The sequence below is a fragment of the Brevibacillus fortis genome (genome assembly GCF_046196545.1).
Taxonomy (GTDB): Bacteria; Bacillota; Bacilli; order Brevibacillales; family Brevibacillaceae; genus Brevibacillus; species Brevibacillus fortis_A.
Window position 1 is genome coordinate 4,219,405 of the sequence record NZ_CP176370.1, and the last position, 21,067, is coordinate 4,240,471.

At 45.4% G+C, this 21,067-nt stretch carries 19 protein-coding genes; 10 read left to right on the forward strand and 9 right to left on the reverse strand.

Annotation, left to right across the window (positions count from 1 at the left end; translation table 11 throughout):
* Window positions 1–27: 27 nt before the first annotated feature.
* Window positions 28–1,647: an AraC family transcriptional regulator gene (locus tag ACKKE8_RS21030; RefSeq protein ID WP_409174738.1), complete on the reverse strand. Its 1,620-nt coding sequence runs from the start codon at window positions 1,645–1,647 to the stop codon at window positions 28–30.
* Window positions 1,648–2,015: 368 nt separating this feature from the next.
* Here ACKKE8_RS21030 and ACKKE8_RS21035 point away from each other — a divergent pair, with 368 nt between their 5' ends.
* Window positions 2,016–2,750: an SDR family NAD(P)-dependent oxidoreductase gene (locus ACKKE8_RS21035; protein ID WP_409174739.1), complete on the forward strand. Its 735-nt coding sequence runs from the start codon at window positions 2,016–2,018 to the stop codon at window positions 2,748–2,750.
* Window positions 2,751–2,812: 62 nt separating this feature from the next.
* On the opposite strand, the gene ACKKE8_RS21040 is transcribed toward ACKKE8_RS21035, so the two are convergent.
* Together ACKKE8_RS21040 and fmdA are read right to left on the reverse strand one after the other, a co-directional pair.
* Window positions 2,813–3,118 carry an FmdB family zinc ribbon protein gene (locus ACKKE8_RS21040; RefSeq protein ID WP_409174740.1) on the reverse strand — a complete coding sequence of 102 codons (306 nt, stop codon included), beginning with the start codon at window positions 3,116–3,118 and terminating at the stop codon, window positions 2,813–2,815.
* A 32-nt stretch (window positions 3,119–3,150) separates the two neighbouring features.
* Entirely contained in the window at window positions 3,151–4,332 is a 1,182-nt protein-coding gene (gene fmdA / locus ACKKE8_RS21045; protein ID WP_106782843.1) for a formamidase, read from the reverse strand.
* A 329-nt stretch (window positions 4,333–4,661) separates the two neighbouring features.
* Here fmdA and ACKKE8_RS21050 point away from each other — a divergent pair, with 329 nt between their 5' ends.
* A complete protein-coding gene (locus tag ACKKE8_RS21050; protein ID WP_409174741.1) occupies window positions 4,662–6,140 on the forward strand; it encodes a sigma-54 interaction domain-containing protein in 1,479 nt (492 codons plus the stop codon).
* 55 nt (window positions 6,141–6,195) lie between these two features.
* Here the strand turns inward: ACKKE8_RS21050 and ACKKE8_RS21055 are convergent, their stop codons facing one another.
* Together ACKKE8_RS21055 and ACKKE8_RS21060 are read right to left on the reverse strand one after the other, a co-directional pair.
* Complete coding sequence (locus ACKKE8_RS21055) at window positions 6,196–7,113, reverse strand: phosphotransferase (RefSeq protein ID WP_409174742.1); 918 nt, start codon at window positions 7,111–7,113, stop codon at window positions 6,196–6,198.
* A 53-nt stretch (window positions 7,114–7,166) separates the two neighbouring features.
* Window positions 7,167–7,802 carry a helix-turn-helix transcriptional regulator gene (locus ACKKE8_RS21060; protein WP_409174743.1) on the reverse strand — a complete coding sequence of 212 codons (636 nt, stop codon included), beginning with the start codon at window positions 7,800–7,802 and terminating at the stop codon, window positions 7,167–7,169.
* Window positions 7,803–8,023: 221 nt separating this feature from the next.
* Between ACKKE8_RS21060 and murB the strand changes: the two genes are divergently transcribed.
* The 3 genes from murB (at window position 8,024) to ACKKE8_RS21075 (ending at window position 10,681) form a co-directional block, all read left to right on the forward strand.
* Window positions 8,024–8,926 carry a UDP-N-acetylmuramate dehydrogenase gene (gene murB / locus ACKKE8_RS21065; protein WP_409179176.1) on the forward strand — a complete coding sequence of 301 codons (903 nt, stop codon included), beginning with the start codon at window positions 8,024–8,026 and terminating at the stop codon, window positions 8,924–8,926.
* 23 nt (window positions 8,927–8,949) lie between these two features.
* Complete coding sequence (locus ACKKE8_RS21070) at window positions 8,950–9,303, forward strand: HesB/IscA family protein (RefSeq protein ID WP_409174744.1); 354 nt, start codon at window positions 8,950–8,952, stop codon at window positions 9,301–9,303.
* A 187-nt stretch (window positions 9,304–9,490) separates the two neighbouring features.
* On the forward strand, window positions 9,491–10,681 hold the full coding sequence (locus ACKKE8_RS21075; RefSeq protein ID WP_409174745.1) for a multidrug effflux MFS transporter: 1,191 nt from the start codon (window positions 9,491–9,493) through the stop codon (window positions 10,679–10,681).
* 69 nt (window positions 10,682–10,750) lie between these two features.
* Here ACKKE8_RS21075 and ACKKE8_RS21080 read toward each other — a convergent pair whose 3' ends face one another.
* Complete coding sequence (locus tag ACKKE8_RS21080; protein WP_409174746.1) at window positions 10,751–12,766, reverse strand: endonuclease MutS2; 2,016 nt, start codon at window positions 12,764–12,766, stop codon at window positions 10,751–10,753.
* Window positions 12,767–13,557: 791 nt separating this feature from the next.
* On the opposite strand from ACKKE8_RS21080, the gene ACKKE8_RS21085 reads away from it, so the two are divergent.
* The 3 genes from ACKKE8_RS21085 to ACKKE8_RS21095 all read left to right on the forward strand — a co-directional run bounded on the left by ACKKE8_RS21085 (window position 13,558) and on the right by ACKKE8_RS21095 (window position 15,960).
* The gene (locus ACKKE8_RS21085) at window positions 13,558–14,727 is read left to right on the forward strand and encodes a serine hydrolase domain-containing protein (RefSeq protein ID WP_409174747.1); all 1,170 of its coding nucleotides are present in this window, start codon (window positions 13,558–13,560) and stop codon (window positions 14,725–14,727) included.
* Between the two features lie 339 nt (window positions 14,728–15,066).
* Window positions 15,067–15,399 (forward strand): PadR family transcriptional regulator, encoded by a 333-nt coding sequence (locus tag ACKKE8_RS21090; protein ID WP_409174748.1) that lies wholly within the window; start codon window positions 15,067–15,069, stop codon window positions 15,397–15,399.
* A 3-nt stretch (window positions 15,400–15,402) separates the two neighbouring features.
* Window positions 15,403–15,960, forward strand: coding sequence for a DUF1700 domain-containing protein (locus ACKKE8_RS21095; protein WP_064201971.1), 558 nt, complete (start codon window positions 15,403–15,405; stop codon window positions 15,958–15,960).
* A 190-nt stretch (window positions 15,961–16,150) separates the two neighbouring features.
* Here ACKKE8_RS21095 and ACKKE8_RS21100 read toward each other — a convergent pair whose 3' ends face one another.
* Window positions 16,151–16,714 (reverse strand): putative glycolipid-binding domain-containing protein, encoded by a 564-nt coding sequence (locus tag ACKKE8_RS21100; RefSeq protein WP_409174749.1) that lies wholly within the window; start codon window positions 16,712–16,714, stop codon window positions 16,151–16,153.
* Window positions 16,715–16,869: 155 nt separating this feature from the next.
* Here ACKKE8_RS21100 and ACKKE8_RS21105 point away from each other — a divergent pair, with 155 nt between their 5' ends.
* Window positions 16,870–18,330, forward strand: a complete 1,461-nt coding sequence (locus tag ACKKE8_RS21105; RefSeq protein ID WP_409174750.1) for a flavin monoamine oxidase family protein — start codon at window positions 16,870–16,872, stop codon at window positions 18,328–18,330.
* Window positions 18,331–18,392: 62 nt separating this feature from the next.
* On the opposite strand, the gene ACKKE8_RS21110 is transcribed toward ACKKE8_RS21105, so the two are convergent.
* On the reverse strand, window positions 18,393–18,962 hold the full coding sequence (locus tag ACKKE8_RS21110; RefSeq protein WP_409174751.1) for a GNAT family N-acetyltransferase: 570 nt from the start codon (window positions 18,960–18,962) through the stop codon (window positions 18,393–18,395).
* Window positions 18,963–19,639: 677 nt separating this feature from the next.
* A complete protein-coding gene (locus ACKKE8_RS21115) occupies window positions 19,640–20,227 on the reverse strand; it encodes a DUF3238 domain-containing protein (protein WP_409174752.1) in 588 nt (195 codons plus the stop codon).
* Window positions 20,228–20,490: 263 nt separating this feature from the next.
* Between ACKKE8_RS21115 and ACKKE8_RS21120 the strand changes: the two genes are divergently transcribed.
* The gene (locus tag ACKKE8_RS21120) at window positions 20,491–21,060 is read left to right on the forward strand and encodes an AAA family ATPase (RefSeq protein WP_409174753.1); all 570 of its coding nucleotides are present in this window, start codon (window positions 20,491–20,493) and stop codon (window positions 21,058–21,060) included.
* Window positions 21,061–21,067: the final 7 nt, after the last annotated feature.

Consider the following 21,067-nt stretch of genomic DNA (forward strand, 5'->3'; position numbering starts at 1 on the left):
TCCCTCCAACAATAGTGATACTCATTCTCAATCATTATCACAAACTTGTGGCCGCAAGAAAATTGAAGAACCTGATTCCTTTTTTGTACATTCCTGTGACTCTGCAAGATGCGTGAGCGCCTCTGATATGGCTTGCTCATGGCCTAGTGCGGAATAATGCAGCCAAGGATATACCCCAGCTCGATGTACATTCCCTTTCAAACAATGCTTGCGTACATCTGTTCGAATTTTCCTTTCGTCGAATAGCAGAATATGATCAGCCTGAAAATCATGAAGCTCATCCAGGCCCGCGATATCCAGAAAGGCAAAATGTTCTGTTCCCACTGGAGGTCTTACCTGGAGGTCTCCGTATAAAATATCGGAAATTTTCCGCCTTTTCGCACCAAATATACGGGCTCCACCATCCCAAGCCCTCACTGCCATAACGGTTTGATTCCCAATTTTTTTGCGGATACGCTCGCGGGCTGCAACTGCTTTCAGGTCATAGTAATAGAGCCAACTCGTCGCCACTTCTGCAATTCCCAGCATGGCAGCTACCTGCTGCAAATGATCCCGCCAGGTCGTTGTTTTGAAAGGAATGAGCAAGGTCGGTGCAATGGCTTCCAATTGTTCAAGCCAGGGTGCAACCTGATCTGTACCGACAATCAAATCCGGCTCCATCTGGTGTAGACGGTACAAGTCAAACTCCAGCGTGGCTGCTTCCATCTGGGAGTACGGTCTCTTTTGCCGATGCTTTTCCCAAACAGGGATCAGATGTTGGATCGAAACCCCCAATGCGAGCAGATCACCGATGATTGCTGGATGGAGTACGGCGATTTTCTTTTGTAACGATTTCTTGAAGCGATAAGGGGGAACGCCAACGATCTTTTTAAACATCCGACTGAAATAGTACACATCCCGATAGCCCACTTCATTAGCTACCTCGGGAATCATCACGTCCTCCGCCACCAGAAGCTGACAGGCCTTCTCCATTCGTTTCCGATTGATGAATTGCAGGGGAGTGAGCGAGGTGTACTCCTTAAACTGCTGATAGAAAAGGGTCGGCGTCATTCCTGAGTAGCGAGCCATCTCCTCAATCTGAAAAGTCTCCTCACAATGCTGCTCCATATGCTCAGCGATCCCTTGAAGAAGTTGCTGACGATCTGTTTTTTTCTCTTGCAGCGTGACTCCAGCCATAATAGCTTGCCATAGCTTCAGAAAAAGAATTTGCATGGTTGGCTGATCGAAGTGATCTTTTCTCCATGCCAAATGCAATTGTTCGATGTGGTGGTGAATCAAGGAGATTGTTTCGATATGGTGCTTTCCCTGGATCGGTAGCATCACTTCGTTTATGAGCCAGCCATCCCTTTCTTTTCTGGCATGAGCAGCAAAAAGCGCCACGTAACAAACATAGATGTTCTCCGTAATGGGCAAAAGAGCGAACCCTTCCTGCATATCCTCTGGAGATATGACCATGAAATCTCCCTGGTTAAGCATCCCTCCTGTCTGATCCAACCGAAACGACGCCCTGCCCTCTATTACCAAAATGATGATTTGTTCGCTTCTATCTCTCGCTTCTGCAAGTTTCCATTCTTTTGAAATGGACAAAACTTGCACATCATTTACAGTGATGACATTCGGATCACGAGATTTGTCTGTTTTTCCCATAACTGACTCCTCTTACATCATGATGTAGCAATTCATTGATAACAATTCTCACCAATTGTACGAGAGACCTGACAAAACTGCAATTGCACTTGATTGAGAAAAAGCAAAAAAACGCCTAACGATCATCAAGATGACCACTCGACGTTTTTTCTTTCCACTTAAACTATTCCCATGACTCAAATACTTCAAATCACGTGGGTAATACATAAGCTTGCTGCCGCGCAAGAATCTCTGCTCGTGGAATCGCTAGTAACATCAAAATCCCCACCTTGTAGACAAATATTTCTAAACGATCTTATATTTGAATAAAGCATTTCATATTTTCTACCTATGTTTCTACTAAAACACTGACAGAAAGAGGTACAGATATGCTGAACAATCAAAAAGTAATTGTAACGGGAGCAGCTTCTGGGATCGGGAAAGCCGTAGTAACGCAATGCCTGCAAGAAGGGGCCGCTGTTATCGCGTGTGACCTCAATCAGGAAGCCTTGCTCGCACTGGAAAAAGAGATGGATCAAGCAGACACACTGCTTACATATCGTGTGGATGTTAGCCATTACGAGGAAGTCGCGGCTTTTTTTGCGCATATCGAGGCAGAGCATGCGGATTGTACCAGTCTTGTCAATAACGCCGGCATTTACCTAGCGAAAAACATACTGGACTACGACTTCGAAACGATTGAAAAAGTGCTCGCGATTAACGTAAAAGGTTACATTTATTTCTCACAGATGTTCGGGAAGCTCCTTTTTCCTGCCAAAAAACGTGGAACGATCGTCAACCTGTCCTCTGTATCCGGAATCGAGGGCAGCTCGGATGCAGTCTATGGAGCCTCGAAGGCGGCGATTCTCGGCTTGACGAAAAGCTGCGCGATGAACTTCTCTCCCTACATCCGGGTCAATGCGGTAGCACCCACCATGGTTGCTACGTCGATGATGGACACCATTCCAGAGTGGCGTCGGGCAGAATATCTCGCTCATGGCCTCATTGACAGCCCTGTATTGCCTGCGGACGTGGCGGATACCGTCGTTTTCCTGCTGTCGGAGAAGTCCAAACACTACACCGGAGCGACTTTTGACATCAACAACGGAGGATATCTGCGGTAAAAGCAAAGGGGCGTTTATTCAGACAAATGGAGACAGAATGAACGCCCTATTCATCAATCCGTTTAGTGTCCTACCATCCAAGGTCGCTTGCCCCCACGGCTGTGGACATGGCCACCATGCGAGTGATTCCCATGGCTACACCCTGCTCCTTCATGGGAATGCGATTGTTTCCGTACAATTTTCGGTTCCACACCACGCTCAATCCGTTGGCGCAGCGCTTGCGGTGTCATGATCAATCCTGGTGCAGCATACAAACGTTTTGACAGCTGTTGGCAATCGGGGCAAGCAACGCTCTCTGTCAGCTCGCTCATCTTCAGCCACTGTACAAATGGACCACATTCCTCGCACATGTAATCGTATCTCGGCATCGTTTTTGGCTCCCTCTCTCGCGGTCTCTTTCTTACTTCGGCAAAATATCTCGATCAAAAATGCTTGTCGGGATAGACAAGGTGCAGCACGCGTTCGGAATATCGACGATGCCCGCAATTCTTCCCTCCACGGGTGCCGTTCCCAAGAGCATGTACGCCTGCTCCCCCGTGAATCCCATCGCTGTTTTCAAATACTCGATGGCATTCAGGCAAGCATTGCGGTAAGCGACATGCGCATCCATGTACAGCTGCTGCCCTGTCGTCTCATGGACGGAAATTCCTTCGAAAACGAGGTATTCCGTATAGCGAGGCTCTACTGGGCCCGGCTTGAATACAGGGTTGTTCACGATGTTATACTTCGCCATCCCGCCCTTGATTACGTCCACATGAAGATCCAGCCAACCAGCCATTTCAATTCCGCCGCAGAAGGTCACTTCTCCGTCTCCTTGTGAAAAATGCAAATCGCCCATGGACAGCTTCGCTCCATTTACATAAACCGGGAAGTAGATGCGAGTACCTTTGGACAAGTTTTTAATATCGCAGTTTCCGCCATGCTCGCGAGGGGGAACTGTTCGAGCCGCTTCTCTGGCAATCCGATCAAACTCTGCGCCTTTTAGACTGCCCAACACGGCACTGTGCGGGGTCGGCAAATTCGCGAGTGGCGGCATTCGCTCAGGATTTGTCGCTACGAGGTCGCTCTCTCTTCGGTTCCAGCGATCCAGTAGCTGATGGGACGGCGCCGTACCGATTAAGCCTGGATGAAGAATGCCAGCAAATTTGACTCCCGGCAAATGGCGAGAGGTCGTGTAAATGCCGTGGAAGTCCCAGATCGACTTGGCCGCCTGCGAGTAATGATCGACGAGGAAGCTCCCGCCGTTTTCTTTAGCAAAAATCCCGTTAAAGCCCCATTCCGATTGGGGGAGTGCCCCGATATCGAGAATATCGACAACCAGGAGGTCGCCTGGTTCTGCTCCATTCACCCAGACAGGTCCACTAAGCACATGGACGCGATTGAGATTGACATCGCGAATGTCGGAAGGATCATCGTTGTTAGCGATCTGCCCATCCGTCCAGTCCTTACATTCCATGCGAAAAACAGCTCCTGGATTCACGGAAACTGTAGCTGGAATATCTGGATGCCATCTGTTGTGACCAGGTGTATCCTGCTCCTCCATCGGTTTGTTCAAGTCAACTCGAAATAAAACTTCTGGCATGCTGCTTCCCCCTCACTTGTTCAAAATTGCGTATGCCGTACATACACAAAAAGAAGCAAATGACATGCCAATGCTTGCTGGTTTCGATAAAAATTTGATAATATCGATTCTTTTGGCTATTTTCTCCTGTATACTTATTACAAAGAGCTTGTCGCAAAACAGGTCATGTAGTTGATCTATCTTTGACCGGAAATGTCCCTCCTCTCTTGTATCGCTTTCGTCATTGTGTGTGTCGTTTGTTTCCCTGCTTCCTTGTCGGACACCTGTCCCACGATCGAACAGACAAACTATAACCAAGAAAGGGTGCGAGAACGATTTTTGAAGCCGGCATGCTGCTCTCGTCTTTCAATTCTTCCTCCGTAATCGAGCGTTCCCATCATCGCGCGATCTCCCATGCTGTCTTTCATTCTCTCTATCAACAATTAAAGGCCTCTGCGAATCTTTCACCCTACGAATTTTCTCTGATTAGAGATGCGCTTATCCACTTGCTACAAAATGGCTCTTTGCCGCTTTTTCCGCTATCCCTTGTCACTATGCGACGTTCTTCCGCACTCCAAACTGATCCTATAATTCCAGCTCTCAGTCATGCCTCTCATTCTGTTCCCAATTGGAAGAGTCTTCTTTTCGCATGGGCCGAAAACAGCCAAGAATGCTTAATCGCACTCAGTGACGGGCGCGTCGTACTTTTTGCTAACAAGCGGGCACAAGAACGATTTTCGTTATTTGAAGGCCTTGTTCTCGAAGCTGATTGGGAACAAGAACGCTTAACCAATTGGTTCTTGGAGGAACTCGATCTAGGGGAAAAGACGTGGTATCGCCTCTTTCTTATTCGCCCATGCACGTCAGCCTTGTCAAAGACAGCTAGCAGTTACTCGTTTTCAGAGATTCATACAAATAGTCCCCTCTATCAAGCCCAACTACATACAGCGCGTATCGCTGCACAATCTCTATCCAATACGCTATTGCTCGGAGAAACAGGCTGTGGCAAAGAAGTCCTGGCACGTGCCATCCACTCCTCCAGTTCGCGAAAGGACGGCCCTTTTCTTGCAGTCAATATCGCAGCACTTCCGCGTGAACTGATCGCAAGTGAGCTATTTGGATATACAGAAGGAGCTTTTACTGGAGCAAAAAAAGGCGGGCAATCAGGAAAATTTGAAGCAGCAAATGGAGGAACATTATTTCTCGATGAAATCGGGGAAATGAGCATGGAGCTTCAAGTGCTTTTGCTACGCGTCCTCGAAGAACGTAAAGTGACGAGATTGGGCTCTCACGAAGAAAAGCCATTGGACATTCGGATTATCGCTGCCACCAATCGTTCCATTGAAGAAGAGGTACGGAATGGACAGTTTCGTGCAGACCTTTACTACAGGCTCAATGTCCTGCAAATACGCATCCCTTCCCTGCGCGAACGCAAGGAAGACATTGCAAGCTTGGCTAACGAGTTCCTCCAGCAGCTTCATACCCAATACGCTGGCGGTCCGACAGGTATCTGTGAATCTGCCCTGGCGATCTTGCAGCAGCATTCATGGCCCGGAAATATTCGTGAGCTGCGCAATATCGTGGAGAGAGCCTTTTTACATGCGTACGATGATTCGTGGGTCACCTCTCACCATCTTCCGTGCGAATGGCAGCAGCAGTATGGATTTCAAGAGGCATCCGGGGAACCTTTGCCATTATTGCGCGAATTAGAGCGCCAGACGATCCAGCAAGCCATCACACAAGCACCGTCCATCAGCGCCGCTGCCAAAAAGCTAGGAATTGCGCGAAGCACCCTGTATCGAAAAATGGAAGAGTTAGGAATTGGATAAGAAAATCGGGGGATGAGCTAAAGCAGCTTGTCCCCCGAAACATGTTACCGATGCCCTATTCGTCAGCGAGTGCTCGCCGTATCGTCATTCTTGCTTCCTCTGCCACTTCTTCGTCGTGGTGATCAATGGCTTGCATCCAGAGCAGCATCGGAATGTACACCGCCATCATCCTGGCCAATATTTTTGTCTCTTCATCCACTTCTCCATACGCATGAAAAAATGGCTGGCGGGCTTGTGGCGGTAAAAAACTGTAGGCCACATTCAAATCCGCTCCCGGGTGACCGACATTGAGATCTCCCCAGTCAATGATGCCTGATACATGCCCAGCTTCATCTACCAGCATATTTTTAACATGCAAGTCTCCATGCAGAAGCACTTCACGAGGACTTATTCGGTCTATCACGATTTGCCCTAAATAATTCGCGATCGCATCCCGATCCTCTTTCGAAATATGTACAGCTAAGGTAGACAAGAACGTCTGCATCTTTTCTTTTCTCTGTGCAATTTCCAGGAGGTTCCTGTGATCATGCTCGATCCCGTTCTCGCGGGCACGCTGGGGCGGAAACGCGTGCAAGCTTTTTAAAAACGTCGCAAGTGCCACTGCCGATGAAGCACGTTGCTCGTCGGTCAAGCCTTTTGGAAACGTACCCGGTACATACGTGTACCCCAAAAAAGGGAATGGATAGTCGTCACTACCCTCACCATAAAAAACTGGCTTGGGATACGGTACCGTCAGGAATGCCGCAAGCATTGGCAGCAGCACCCCTTCCTTTTTGATCAATTCAACAGCGACATTCCGCCTGGGAAAACGGAAAACATAGTCGTCCCCCACTCGAAAGACCACGTTATCCCAACCACAGCCGATAAGCTTGATCGGCATAGAAAATAGCTGCGGAAACTGCTGAAAGATGAGTGAGCGTGCCAATGGTTCAGATACTTCCCAGTCAGCATCCCATGGATTCGAGTTGGTCATTGTTTTCGTTCCCTCCCTTTTGGCGTTTCATCTGCCGTGATGATGCTTTACAGCTACGATTGCGTAGAACGGATCTGATAGACACATTTCTTTCCGCCGATTGCCACGCATTCTGTCCGCTCTACGCTCGTCTGGAGTAACGCTCGGTAACAATTAAGCTCTCTTGCACAGATCATCTGATAACGATCTGCTACTTTAAAATAGGGACAATTGTGCTGCGTGATCACAAATTCCTCATCACTTACCTGTTCCCATCTCGCCATAAATCCGTTGTCATCTTGGATGCGTGCCATCTCTGCCACCTTTTCAGATAGCACTTTTCCTTCCATTTGTCCCTCGTATTTCTGGATAATCTTCTCTTGCTGTCTTGCGAAAAATTGATCTACACGGTCTTCCCCGTCTGCCAGCACGATATGTTCCATCAAATCCACGGCCAATTGCCCGTAATCATTCGGAAATTGTTCGTTACCTTGCTGTGTCAACGAGTAGTAGTGCATCGGTCTGCCTGCTTTTTGACGACCTACTCTGCACACAACAAAACCGTCTTTTTCCAAGTAGATCATTTGCCTGCTGACAGCTACCTTTGTGAGCTCCAGCCTGTTTTGCAAATCCTTTGTGCTGAGCTCCCCTTCCCTTTTCAGCAGCAAAAGAATGTATTCACGTGTTGACAGGTGTCTATATCTTTCCATTTTCTCTTCGCCCCTTTATTTGGAAAAGAACGATACGCTCACAGTATATGTCCTATGTATAACTAATTCAACAAACATGTTTATAAAGTGACACTCTTTGTACATCGTGTAGTCTAAGTAACTACAATTTATTAAACATTTTAGTTGAATATATATAAAATAGTGCATATACTGTGATTGTAGTGCAAGGTGCTTTTTTCCAAGAAGGATAGGTGAAACGTATGAAACCTGTATTCTCCCTTCTCCGTGAACGACAGGTCGAAGTGACTTATCAGGAGCCTTTGGCGGCACATACTACCTGGAAAATTGGCGGACCTGCGGATTTACTGATTACACCGAGCAGTAAATCCCAACTGATCATGGTCCTACAAATACTGAATGAACATCATGTCCCATGGATGGTGATGGGAAAGGGCTCCAACCTTTTAGTCACAGACAAGGGTTATCGCGGCGCGGTCATTAAATTAAACAAGGCTTTGGACTATGCCCGGATCGTGGGCAATCAGATTTACGCAGGGGCCGCCTACTCCTTGATCAAGCTTGCAGCGTTGGCAAACAAGCACAGGCTCAGTGGCTTGGAGTTCGCAGGCGGAATACCCGGGTCTGTCGGCGGCGCTGTGTATATGAATGCAGGCGCGAACGGATCGGACATATCGGACATTTTCCATTCAACCGAAGTCATCACGCAAACTGGAGCCATTCGCTCCTTGCGTGCTGTAGATTTGGATTTTTCTTATCGCCACTCTTCCTTGCAAGATACTGATGTCATTATCACGGAAGCTATTTTTGAGCTGACCCCGCGCGACAGCGAAAGCATCAAGCTCCAGTGGAACCAATATAAAGAAAAACGTTTAAAAACACAGCCTCTGCCGTTTGACTGTGCAGGTAGTGTATTTAGAAATCCCCCAGGTCATTTTGCTGCAAAGCTCATTGAAGATGCTGGCTTAAAGGGCATGCGGTACGGAGGTGCGGAAGTATCGAGCAAGCATGCCAATTTTATTATGAATACCGGCAATGCCACCGCACTTGATGTACGGACACTCATGAGGCAGATCCAGGAAAAAGTTCACAACCAATCAGGCATTCACCTTGTTCCTGAGGTTGTGATCGTAGGTGAACAGTAAGCATAAAAAAGGGAGGTCTCACGATGATTCAAATCAGCGAAGCTGCCGTGTCTCGCATTCAAAATATGCTCGAAGAAGAAAACCCTTCTCTCTTCATTCGCTTTGGCGTGAAGGATGGAGGGTGCTCCGGGATGACCTACGGACTCGGTTTTGATGATACCTATCAAGAAGGCGACACTACAATCGATATGGATGGTGTGAAGCTAGTCGTCAATCCGGAAAGCTATCCGTATGTCGATGGCGTCGAAATCGACTACAAAGAGACAGGGATGATGGGTGGATTTACGATCCAAAATCCGAATGCAGTCGCAACCTGCGGCTGTGGAAGCAGCTTCCGTACAGCCCTACATCGAGGAAAAAGAGAAAAGTGTGAGTAAACCACCAGACGAAAATGACTTGTCACCGATTCCAAATGAATGCTATTCTATTGAAAAATTTCCCCCTATTACTTATGTAAGGTGACAATATGCTTTCATTTTCAAGACTCATTAAATGTAAACCCCCAATTCCGTAATCTCCCTCCTGCGCTGTTTGAGATTTTCGGAATATAGGGGGAATGTACAAGTGAATAGAAAAATCTCAACACCGTCTTTGTTACTATTAATGATCCTGGTGGGTTTTCCGCAAATTAGCGAAACGATCTATACACCTTCGTTACCTGATATCGCCAATAGTCTCCATGCCAGTAACAATACGATCCAACTGACACTCAGTATTTACTTCCTCGGTTTTGCCTTTGGTGTATTTTGCTGGGGAAGACTTTCTGATTCTATCGGTCGACGCCCTGCCATGCTCTGGGGAATATTCGTTTACGGACTGGGCAGCTTTGGTTGCTATCTCTCTGATTCGGCTGATTGGTTGTTATGGAGCCGCTTCATTCAAGCCTTCGGTGCGAGTACAGGATCGGTGGTAACCCAAACCATCTTGCGAGAGAGTACCGACACCACCAAGCGTCACGCTGTTTTTTCTCAGATTTCAGCTGCTCTCGCTTTTACGCCTGCAATTGGCCCATTAATCGGTGGTTGGGTGGATCAATCGTTTGGATATCAGGCTGTTTTCTTCACGCTGATTGCGATGAGCCTAGCGATTTTTGCTTACGCGTTTGTCTCGTTGCCCGAGACCAAAACATCTACAGCTTCCAAGATAAGCACGCTTGCTGTAGCCAAACGACTTGTTACGGACAAAAAGATTTTGGCTTTTGGTTTCTTAATTGGGGCGACAAATGGCATATTGTTCAGTTACTATGCCGAAGCTCCATTTATTTTCATTGCGTTTTTCGGCATGACACCTGGTGTGTTTGGGCTTTTGGGTATTTTCGTAGCGTTGGCTTCTGTGATCGGAGCCATGCTCTCGAAAAAACTGCTAACCAAATACCCGGCTGAGAACATTATCCTGATCGGCTCACTGGTGACGACTTTAGGGGCGGTATGCCTCACAAGCTTCACTTTGTATGGAGTGAGTCCGTCCGTTGTTTCAATGGCGATCATGGTAGCCTCTATCTTTACTCTTCTGCTGGGGATCGGAATCATGATTCCAAACTGCCTGAGTTTAGCCCTTGTCCACTACAGCGATGTACTCGGGACTGCTGGCGCTATTTTTGGTTTGGGTTACTACATCGTCGTCAGTCTTATCACCAGCGGCATGAGTTATTTTCATAATGGCTCGCTCGTCACCATGCCACTCTACTTCTTGCTATTGGCGATCATCATGGTGCTTGTTAGTAAACAAATGACAGTTAGCCATACGGCCAAGTAGCCCATTCATCGTATCAATATCAAAAAGCCGATTCTCTCTTAGAGAAAATCGGCTTTTTGCCCGTATACGTCACCCCTCCCGCTTCGTCTCGATCGATAATCCTTCGACATGCTTGCGACTCATCATTTTGCGCTTCTTCCGGTTCTCTTTTGTCTCGAATACGATGTCCATGTCATAGTCGGCCGGATACAGTTCTTTGCCCTCAATATGCAAGACGAGGCGCTTTTTGTTGATTTTATATTTCTGATTTTGAATCATGACGCCAACGATGCCTTTGGAGTCCTCCGCAGCAAACACGATGCCGGTTCTCCCTAGATAGGAGATGAATACACAATCACCAACAGCAAATGGTTTGTCACGCTCAGGCGTGGCTGGCGTATCTGCGGCTTTTTCTGACATCTCCTGTGGAAGACGCTCTTGTCTTTCCTCTTCCACCACTACCTCCACTTCTTCTGGGTTTTCTATTATTCGTGTCCCCACATAACTTGGAGTCTCATCCTCTTCCTGCTCAACGTCTTGGTATTGTTCCAGCCTTTCCGTAGTGGTAGTCGTAGTCGTGAATCCATTCCGAGTAATTTCCCGAGAACGCTGAATCATCTCGGACGGGATACCTAGCTTCAATGCGATCAGGAATGCGTAGCTCTGGCCAGCTTCTCCGATGCGCAAGCGATACAGTGGCTGCAAGGTCTCTTCGTCGAATTCCATTCGCGCATTTTGGAACCCGGCAGTTGCGGAGGCAAAATTCTTGATTTCGTTAAAATGCGTATTCACAATCACCGTCGCACCTCTTCTGTGCAGCTCCTCCAAAATCGCAATCGACAAGGCGACACCTTCTCCTGGATCTGTACCAGTAGCCATCTCATCAATCAGAACGAGGGTCGAGGCGTCGGTAATCTGCAAGATTTCCAGGACATTATGAATATGCGCGGAAAACGTGCTTAACGCTTGCTCGATGCTTTGCCCATCCCCAATATCTACCGCGATGTTACGGAAAATAGAGAAGCGACTGCCTTCCTGTACGGGTACGAGCAAACCCGACTGCACCATCATGGTTAAAAGCCCGATGGTTTTTAACGTCAATGTTTTCCCGCCTGTATTGGGACCTGTAATAATAAGCGATTTGTACTCTCGACCAATCTTCATATGAAGCGGCACCATTTTCGGTCCGAGTAGCGGATGCCGTGCTTCCTTGACATCGATGATCCCTTTTTCGTTTAGTTCGACATTCGCTCCTCCGATTGCCAATGCGTACTTCGCTTTTGCGAAAAGGAAATCATACATGCCAACGGTCTCGACATTCACAGTTAGTTCATGCGTATATTCTTCTGCGAACGCGGACAATTGCATTAGTACTTTTGTTACTTCGCGTTCTTCCTCTGCCTTGAGTGCTGTGAGTTCAAACTGTACGGTGCTGATCTCAGTCGGTTCCATATAGACGGTTTGACCGCTCGCCGATTCATCTAAAACACTGCCAGCCACTTGCTTGCGATGTTCTTTTTTGATGGGAATAACATAACGTCCATTGCGTGTACTAATGACATTTTCTTGCATGATTGAACGATATTTGTTCATGATGGAATCCAGTTGTCTTTTCAAGCGCTCTTCAAATACGATGATGCGCTTACGCACCTTCAACAAGTCTTTGCTGGCAGAATCGACAACTTGCCCATGACGGATGCATTGTTCGATTTCATTTTTCAATTTGGTGGCGTCGTACATCGATGCTGCATAAGTGCTTACGCGTGGTGCCAATTGTGCTTTTGTCGCCATGTACTTCATTAGCTGTGAGCAACTCGTTAAAAACAGGTACAGATTGGTAAAATCGTTTACGCCAAATACATATCCCGTCCCCAGAAGGGAAAGGATCTTCTCCATCCCTTCCAGCGCGGGAATCGGTACACTGGCTCCATTTTGCAGGATGTTCTTGGCTTCTGCTGTTTCGTCCAACTTACTTCGCACTACTTTGACAGAGTCAATCGGCATCATTTGTTCTACATGCTTTTTCCCTGCGTACGATAAAGCGTATTCCATTACCTTTTCTTTGATTTTGTCGTATTCGAGACGTTGTAATGCTTTTTCATTCATGACTGATTTCTCCTTTTTTATGAAAAATAAAAAAGGGCGAAGAATGAACAAATGTCATTCTCCGCCCTTTTTTTGGGTTACCTAAACAAAACGCAAGCAAATAAAAAACCGCGCTGAACACAGCACGGATTTTGGGCGCAATGATAGGGTTTCCACCTAAGGCATTGTATGATATCCGTTGTTCTTAACTAATTCCAAGGCCGATTATCATCCAGCACAAAGAAACTTTGCTACATGGCAAAATTTCGAAAGATGAATCAAGACCTTCTGTATGGAATTGCTTTAGTTAAGAACGACCGCCGACATCAACATCTCTCCCTAGATAAGGTTCTTTTCACTATAGCGCATGTGATCCACTGCCGTCAATCCGCTTCGAATTTGTACACCTTTACACCATAGCCTTCAAAAATTTTGACAAGCTGTTCGCTTACCACCTCCCAGTCCCCCGGCGGTTGTTGGTACTGAATTTCTTTCAAAATATCTCTATTACGTTGAATAAAAGTTGATATACTATTGCTGATTGATGTACTGTGTTGTACGATGTATATACAGGAGGTAGGCGTGAAAGGCGGAACAGATATGACGTATATATGAAAAACAAACCCGTTTACAAGAGTGTTTCAAGGAAAAGAAGGCATTTAGGGGGGAACATACATGTGAAAAAAGAGGAATTTACCGATTGTTAGGACAGAATGGCGTTGGTAAAACAATTGTGGAGATGATAGCTGTGTGATTAATAGGGAACAACAAGCAACCACCTATACAATATGAATAGAGAAGAGGAATGTCTTATGAAAATACATAGTCAAATTATATTTGCAAGTATGACCCTTGTAATAACTGGAAGTTCCCTGCTATACACATCGCCAACCTCAATTGTAAAAGCAGAGCCCACTCAAAATGTATCTAGTTCGTTACAAACAAGCACTCAACGAGATCATAATTCCGTCGAGCAAGCAATGCGGGAAACTTTGCTACTGGGATTCCCGGGGATACTTGCTAAAACTTCTGAGGGTGGAAAAACGTGGGGTTATGCGGCTGGGGTAGCGGATCTGAGCACAAAGAAACCAATGGAAACAGATTTTCGCTTTCGCATTGGTAGCGTGACGAAGACGTTCACCGCAACGGTTGTACTTCAATTAGCTGGAGAGAACCGCTTGAATCTAGACGACTCCATCGAAAAATGGTTGCCTGGTGTCATTCAAGGAAACGGATATAATGGTAAACAGATTACCATCCGGCAAATATTGAATCATACAAGTGGGATCGCTGAATACTCAAGGTCAAAAGACGCTGATTTTATGGATACAAAAAAATCGTATACGGCTGAAGAAATAGTGAAGATAGGGATTTCTCTGCCCCCAGACTTTGCCCCAGGAAAGAGATGGTCTTATTCAAACACAGGATACGTATTACTGGGGATTCTTATTGAAAAAGTAACCGGAAACAGCTACGCGGAAGAGATTGAAAATCGGATTATTGAACCGCTTGAATTGTCGGATACATTCCTACCTGGCAATTCAAGCGTTATTCCAGGCACCAAGCATGCTCGGGGATATTCTCAACCAGACGAAGCAAGTGAGATAAAAGACGTTACTTTTTATAACCCAAGTGCAGGTAGCTCGGCTGGAGATATGATTTCTACTGCTGACGACATAAATAAATTCTTCTCTTCCTTGCTCGGTGGCAAATTACTAAAGGAACAGCAACTAAAAGAAATGCTTACTACAGTTCCTACAGGAAAAGCAGGAATGGATGGATATGGTCTTGGAATCATTGAATTTATGCTTCCAAACGGTGTCTCGATATGGGGACACACAGGTGGCATTCTAGGGTTTTCTACTTTTGCTGGAGGTACACTTGGAGGCAAGCATACGTTGGTCGTCAGTTTGAACAGTTTAGGTAGAGATAACAGTCCTAATCCTTTTACAAATATTTTACTTGCTGAATTTAGCAAGTAGGAAAAAGGGAAATTTTGTCATAGTTTTTATAGTTAAAAATATACCTTTCTGGTTCAAAATCCCCAACTTACTTTTAAAAAAGGATTTGGGGATTTTTGGGATTTCGTCGGCAACTTTTTAAACCTTGCCCCTCTCAAAACGCGCCCGGAAAACCCGCGCTATACAAGGGCTTATGCGCCACTAATGCGTAACATTGCCCGCTGTTTCTGCTTGCGTTCGGCGGTTGTTGGTACTGTATTTCTTTCAAAATATCTCTATTACGTTGAATAAAAAAATTCTGATATACTATTGATTAACCAAATACTGTGTTGTACGATGTATATGCAGGAGGTACAATACATGAATGTAGAAGATTGGAAATCACAAATTAAGCGAGGAACACTCGATTTTTGTATTCTATTGCTAATAAAGCAACGACCATATTATGGGTATGAAATCATAAGTAAGTTAGAGCAGTATCCTATTATTGCTGCAAAAGAAAATACAATTTATCCCTTGCTTAGAAGATTATTGAAAGAAGAATATATTTCTTCATCTTGGCAAGATAGTACAGAGGGCTTGCCACCGAGAAAATATTATACCCTTACAGAAAAAGGAAACGAATACTTAAACGCTATGTCCTTAGAATGGGATAATTTATTAACAGCTATATTAGAAATTAAGGGGAGTTAAATTATGGATAAAATTATGAATGACTATCTTGAAAAAATCGGAAAACATTTGAAGCCTATGTCCACTCCCGAGCGTATTGACATTGTAAAAGAAATCAAAAGTGTAATGCTTGAATTGCAACATAATGGTGTATCTTCTGAGCAAATCATCGAACGGTTAGGAAACCCAAAAGAATTAGCGAAAGCATACTTAGGTGAAGCCATTTCAAAGAACAGTACATTTAGTTGGCGTAAATTCGGCGCTGTATTTGCATTTTGTAGCAGCTTTGCAGGCGTAAGCGGTATTTTTGTTTTGCCGATTATCAGTACTCTTTCCATTGCTTTAATGATTAGTGGAGTTATTACACCAATAGGCGGAATTATTAAATTTATCGGGTATCTTATGGGACATGATATTGCCGGAATAACATTCGAATTTGGAGCATTTACAGCAACCCGCCCAATGCAGTACTTGCCAATTTCTATTGTGAGTGGTGTGTTGATGTTTTTGTTGGGGAAAGTGTTATGGAAACTTACAATGAAATATATACACGCAATTAGTCAGAAAAAGATAAAATTGTAATAATAAAAAGAACGGGGCGCGGCGGTCATTCATAGACCAACCGCACCCCGTTTTTACTATGGGTGTGTCACGCAGTAGAACGCTGATTTTGAGGGAAAAGGTATAAAACCCTTACCCCTTTCCTTTGCTTCCAAAATGTTGCCTGAGACGACTTGAACCCATTCAGTTATAACGATCACTTCTTGTCTCGTTACAACTGCTCACGCAAAAACAGTTCGGGATAGATCAGAACAAGTCCGTTCGAATCTACTGTAATGTTCTCCATGAATGTTCCTGCCCGGTATTGATAGACAGAAGAGTCCCCTTTGCTTTCTAGCAACGTATATTGCTGTTGCACTTGTCTGTACGTCAGCTCATGGGCTGAGAAATAGGCTACTTGGATAGATTGTGGTTCCAATAGGGTATACGACAAACGGCGGATCGGCAGTGTATTCGTGAAAGGTGTACAAGAAATATCAATATCGATACAGCCCAAAAGCTCGGATATGGGCTCACCCGTTTCGTTCGTCCAATTTCCCCTGCCATCCGATGAGAGATGCAAAGCTCCTTCTTCGCCCATGATTCCCATTGAAACCTCTCGCGTGACCCAATTTGAATCAAGGACAATTTCATATTGGATTCTTGTTATGGTTGTATCATCCAGCTTCCCGACCACCAAGCTATTTATGTGGACTCGGTTCGCTCCCTCTCGTATTCTCAAGTGCTCATAACCGACACCTGTCGCTGGTCTCCAAATAACATCCATTGGTAACATGCGAACTCCTCCGATCATTTGTTCCCCTTTTCTCCATCCTATCATTCCTTGGATGAAAATGGTAGAGTTCTGTATGATCGGCTTACACAACGCATACCCGAGTAACCCATGGAATAGGATTATAGTACCGGAAAAGAATGGAAAGGTGACAATCTATGAATAATCCCTCCTTCTCCTTAACACAACCTGAAATGCTGTCCATTATTCGCAGTGGTCTCCCACAAACCCACTCCCCCCTCAATATCATCATCGTCGGGGCAGGAATGGCTGGTCTTGTTTCTGCCTCGTTGCTAAAAGCAGCGGGACACAACGTAACGATTTTGGAAGCAGCGGACCGGGTGGGCGGAAGAGTTTTTACATTGCGCTCTCCTTTTACCCATGGCCATTATCTAGAAGCTGGTGCCATGCGGATTCCTCACACGCACGAACTTACCCTGGCATACGTGACGAAATTCGCTCTTTCCCTTCATCCGTTTATCAACAGTTCTCCCAACGACATCATCTCAGTAAATGGCATCAAAACAAGACGTTGGATCTATCAACGCGATCCCGACATCCTCCGCTTCCCTGTAGCCCCACATGAAAAAGGCCGTACCTTCGACGAATTGGCCGGGCAAGCCATTAAGCCTGTCATCGACTTCATCAACCTCGATCCAGCGAAGAATTGGCCCCTCGTCGTCCAAAAGTACGATCGATTTTCCATGGATCAATTTATGCGCTTCAATCCTGTTGGCCCTTCCTTATCCGCCCCCGCTATCGATATGATCAAGGTCATGACTGGCTTCGAAGGATTCCCTGAGCTCGCCTTTCCCGAAATTTTACGAGACTTCATCCTGTTCGATCCTTCTACACGGTTTTACGAAATAGCAGGGGGATTTGACCAGCTACCCCAGGCATTTCTCCCGCAATTACAGGAGAATATTTACTTCCGACATAAAATGACGCGAATCGTCCAGACAGACAATCAAATTACCATTTCTGGCATGCGTACCGACACAGACGAACTGTTTCAGATGACCGGTGATATCGCGATTGTTACCATTCCTTTTACCGTTTTGCAGTTTGTTCGGGTCGAACCGTACGACCTATTTTCCTATAAAAAGTGGAAAGCCATTCGTCAACTCCACTATGTTTCCTCATCCAAAATAGGCGTCCAGTTTTCTCAGCGATTCTGGGAAGCACAGGGAATAAGGAGCGGACAAACCGTAACCGATTCGCCTATTCGCCTCTCCTACTTTCCCAACCACGGTTTTGATAAGCCTGGTGGGGTCGTTTTGGTCAGTTACACATGGGAGGATGACGACCTTCCGTGGCTCAGCATGTCGAAAGAAGAACAAGTTATGCAAGCAGTAAAGCATCTGGCTGACATTCATGGGGAGCAAGTGTACACTACCTTTGTTACGGGGGTCACACATAATTGGGCATTGCAGCCTCATGCTGCTGGTGCTTTTTCCTTGTTCAAACCGTTGCAGGAGACGGAATTAACTCCCTACATCGGTGCGCCTGAAGGAAGAATTTATTTTGCGGGGGAACATACCTCGAATGAATATCACGGCTGGATTCAAGGGGCGATTGAGTCTGCTTTGCGCGTGGCTGTAGAAGTGGGGAGAAAATGAGCGGGGGTCTGTACGATGAAAAATTCCGTACCTTCCCCCGCCTTTTGTCGACTACGATTCTTTTATGAATTCAATTCATATTCTTTTCGAAGCAGCGCCAGCTTCACAAGATCAATGTACATCCCATTTTCAAATTCCGTTTCTCGATGGATTCCTTCCACTTGAAAGCCAAACTTTTGGAGCAAATGAATAGATGCCGTATTTCGCGTATCTGCGTCTGCTTCTATTCTGTTTAGATGCATATGCGTAAACCCGTACGCGATAATAGGCCGCAGTGCTTCCGACATGATCCCCTTATTCCACCACGAAAAATTCAGATCATACCCAATCTCCGCTTTGTTATGTACAGCATGATAATGTTTGTAGCCGCAGCTGCCAAGAAATTTTCCAGTGGAACGATCCGTGACCGCCCACCTGATTCCCTGTTTTTGTTCAAATAGTTCTCGATACCAACGAAGTTCATTTTCAGCATCTGCTATCGATTGAAACCTCGCTATCCCTACATATCTCGCCACCTCTTCATGTGACAACACTTCAAAAATATCTTCTATGTCTTGTTGATCAGGTTGTCGAAGGATCAATCTGTCTGTTTCGATGACTGGGAATTGATCGAGCATAGTCGGATTACTCACGATAAAAACCTCCTCGTAAACGTATTCTTTGTAACCTTTCCGTCCTATCAGCGTTTCTACCTTTTGATGAGAAAAACTGAAAAGGTAGGTGATTTGCATGGACACAGCTAACAGGTGGAAACGCATTTTCTCAAAGAGCATTCCAGCTACTATGCGGCTTTATTTAGCCTTTTCTTTCTTCCTTTATGGGATAGTGAAGATACCTGGTCAATTCAGCCCTCCCAAAACGTTTACGTTTGACCCCAGTCAAGATGAGCCGCTTATTTTGGCGTGGCACTTTTTTGGCTACTCACGGTTTTACGAACTATTTATTGGAATTGCTGAACTGGCCTGTGCGTTGCTCCTTCTTTTTCCGAGGACCAGAACGATCGCGGCAATCTGTCTCTTTCCCATTACCTTGAATATTACCATCGTCAATTTTGCATTTGATATTTCGGCTCAAAATTATAGTCTACTTCTCACCGTCATGTGTGGCCTTTTGCTGTGGGTAGATCGAAAGAAATTGTATGGGCTACTTGCGAAATAAATAAAAGATCCGGAGGCTCCTGGCTATGACCCCTTTTTTGACTATGGTATTGATTGGTATTTTTATCGTTACAACATTGTTCTACTGGTGGAAGGAAAACAAAGTGAAAGGTACTGATAGCTGAACAGTTCCATGAAGAAAATGTGTTCTACTACAGAGTCTTACGAAATTGATATTCCATGTCCCCTGCCAAGGCTGCCGGAGTATCACCTGTTTCGCGGAAATCATGGGTATAAATCGTCTCGAACGGCCCAAAATCCGCTTGCTTATAAAATTCAAAGCAAGGGAAGCCATCATGCGCTCCTTCGATCTGTACAAGACCGTCCCTTTTCGCAGTTACCAATAATAAGTAGTCCACCGGAGGCGCATGCTCATTCAGGGGATTACTCGCACTAGCACTCATTTCAAAGCTCACTTCTTCATCCGATTTCCATACCATATTCCTGCACAAAATGCCCTCTGTACTCGCTTTTCCTTTTCGCAGCTGAATCGAGCCATCAGGATTCGTAATCTTCTCTGTTGTAATTCCCGTGTTCTGATAGGTGAAAATTTCTTTTTTCATAAAGTCTACGACAACCTCTTGCTCCACTCTGGAACGCATGGTGTTAATAGCATAGGGGGTAAATTCACGTGAATCGCCTTCGAATTGAATGACTTTTCCTGTTTGCGGATCAGTCCTAGGATCTGTCCATGACAGGGGGATAAATACACTCGCTCTGATTTTGATCAGGTTCACCATACCTTGGCACCTCCGTATTTTTGTCCTTTAGTAAAATTGTACATCCTTTTGTCTATGTTCTTCTGGACAAATATGTGAAGTTTTTATTTGAAACAAACTCCAGATGGAATAGATGCTCCATCCTAGACTGTGCAGCCTCAAGACTCATCATTTTCTAAATCGCGTTTTCATGACCGCTATGTTATGATTCAAAAAGATAAGAATTATCCAATGATTACCATATATAAACGTACATAACATCGAATGAGTAAGGTGGGATTATGATGTTGAACGAGAATGCCAATCTTCACGCTCCAGACAGATGTATATTTCTCGTTACTGGAATTATGGCTTCTGGAAAATCAACGGTAGCTCAGTTACTTGCTGAAAAATTGAATCGAGGCGTTCATTTGCGGGGGGATTCATTCCGACGAATGATTGTAAATGGCAGAGAGGAATATATGCCTGAACCGTCAGAAGAAGCCATTCGTCAGTTGTGGTTGCGCTACAAAATAACAGCCTCTACGGCAGACACTTTTTTTGAGGAAGGATTTAATGTCGTTGTCCAGGATGTTGTGGTCGGCCCCTTTTTGAGTGAATTTGTTGAAATGATTCGTAACCGTCCGTTGTATATTGTAGTACTCACGCCAAGCGAAAAAGCGGTTGAAGAGAGAGAAGCTTCCCGTTCCAAAACAGGGTATGGTGCTTGGACGATTCCCCACCTCAATAAAATCTTACAGACCGAAACACCAAAGCTCGGCATATGGATCGATTCTTCCGAGCAGACACCTCAGGAAACTGTCGAGGAAATCTTGCGGATTGCTTTTTCTGAATCTGATCTCCGCTCTCCATGAAAAAACC

Bases quoted from the DNA above. Each gene is read 5' to 3' on its own strand.
- ACKKE8_RS21035 (WP_409174739.1), top strand. From the start codon at position 2,016: ATGCTGAACAATCAAAAAGTAATTGTAACGGGAGCAGCTTCTGGGATC.
- ACKKE8_RS21080 (WP_409174746.1), bottom strand. From the start codon at position 12,766: ATGAATGAAAAAGCATTACAACGTCTCGAATACGACAAAATCAAAGAA.
- ACKKE8_RS21085 (WP_409174747.1), top strand. From the start codon at position 13,558: ATGAAAATACATAGTCAAATTATATTTGCAAGTATGACCCTTGTAATA.
- ACKKE8_RS21070 (WP_409174744.1), top strand. From the start codon at position 8,950: ATGATTCAAATCAGCGAAGCTGCCGTGTCTCGCATTCAAAATATGCTC.
- ACKKE8_RS21055 (WP_409174742.1), bottom strand. From the start codon at position 7,113: ATGACCAACTCGAATCCATGGGATGCTGACTGGGAAGTATCTGAACCA.
- ACKKE8_RS21120 (WP_409174753.1), top strand. From the start codon at position 20,491: ATGTTGAACGAGAATGCCAATCTTCACGCTCCAGACAGATGTATATTT.
- ACKKE8_RS21030 (WP_409174738.1), bottom strand. From the start codon at position 1,647: ATGGGAAAAACAGACAAATCTCGTGATCCGAATGTCATCACTGTAAAT.
- ACKKE8_RS21100 (WP_409174749.1), bottom strand. From the start codon at position 16,714: ATGTTACCAATGGATGTTATTTGGAGACCAGCGACAGGTGTCGGTTAT.
- ACKKE8_RS21105 (WP_409174750.1), top strand. From the start codon at position 16,870: ATGAATAATCCCTCCTTCTCCTTAACACAACCTGAAATGCTGTCCATT.
- fmdA (WP_106782843.1), bottom strand. From the start codon at position 4,332: ATGCCAGAAGTTTTATTTCGAGTTGACTTGAACAAACCGATGGAGGAG.
- ACKKE8_RS21060 (WP_409174743.1), bottom strand. From the start codon at position 7,802: ATGGAAAGATATAGACACCTGTCAACACGTGAATACATTCTTTTGCTG.
- ACKKE8_RS21090 (WP_409174748.1), top strand. From the start codon at position 15,067: ATGAATGTAGAAGATTGGAAATCACAAATTAAGCGAGGAACACTCGAT.
- ACKKE8_RS21050 (WP_409174741.1), top strand. From the start codon at position 4,662: ATGCTGCTCTCGTCTTTCAATTCTTCCTCCGTAATCGAGCGTTCCCAT.
- ACKKE8_RS21095 (WP_064201971.1), top strand. From the start codon at position 15,403: ATGGATAAAATTATGAATGACTATCTTGAAAAAATCGGAAAACATTTG.
- ACKKE8_RS21115 (WP_409174752.1), bottom strand. From the start codon at position 20,227: ATGGTGAACCTGATCAAAATCAGAGCGAGTGTATTTATCCCCCTGTCA.
- ACKKE8_RS21040 (WP_409174740.1), bottom strand. From the start codon at position 3,118: ATGCCGAGATACGATTACATGTGCGAGGAATGTGGTCCATTTGTACAG.
- murB (WP_409179176.1), top strand. From the start codon at position 8,024: ATGAAACCTGTATTCTCCCTTCTCCGTGAACGACAGGTCGAAGTGACT.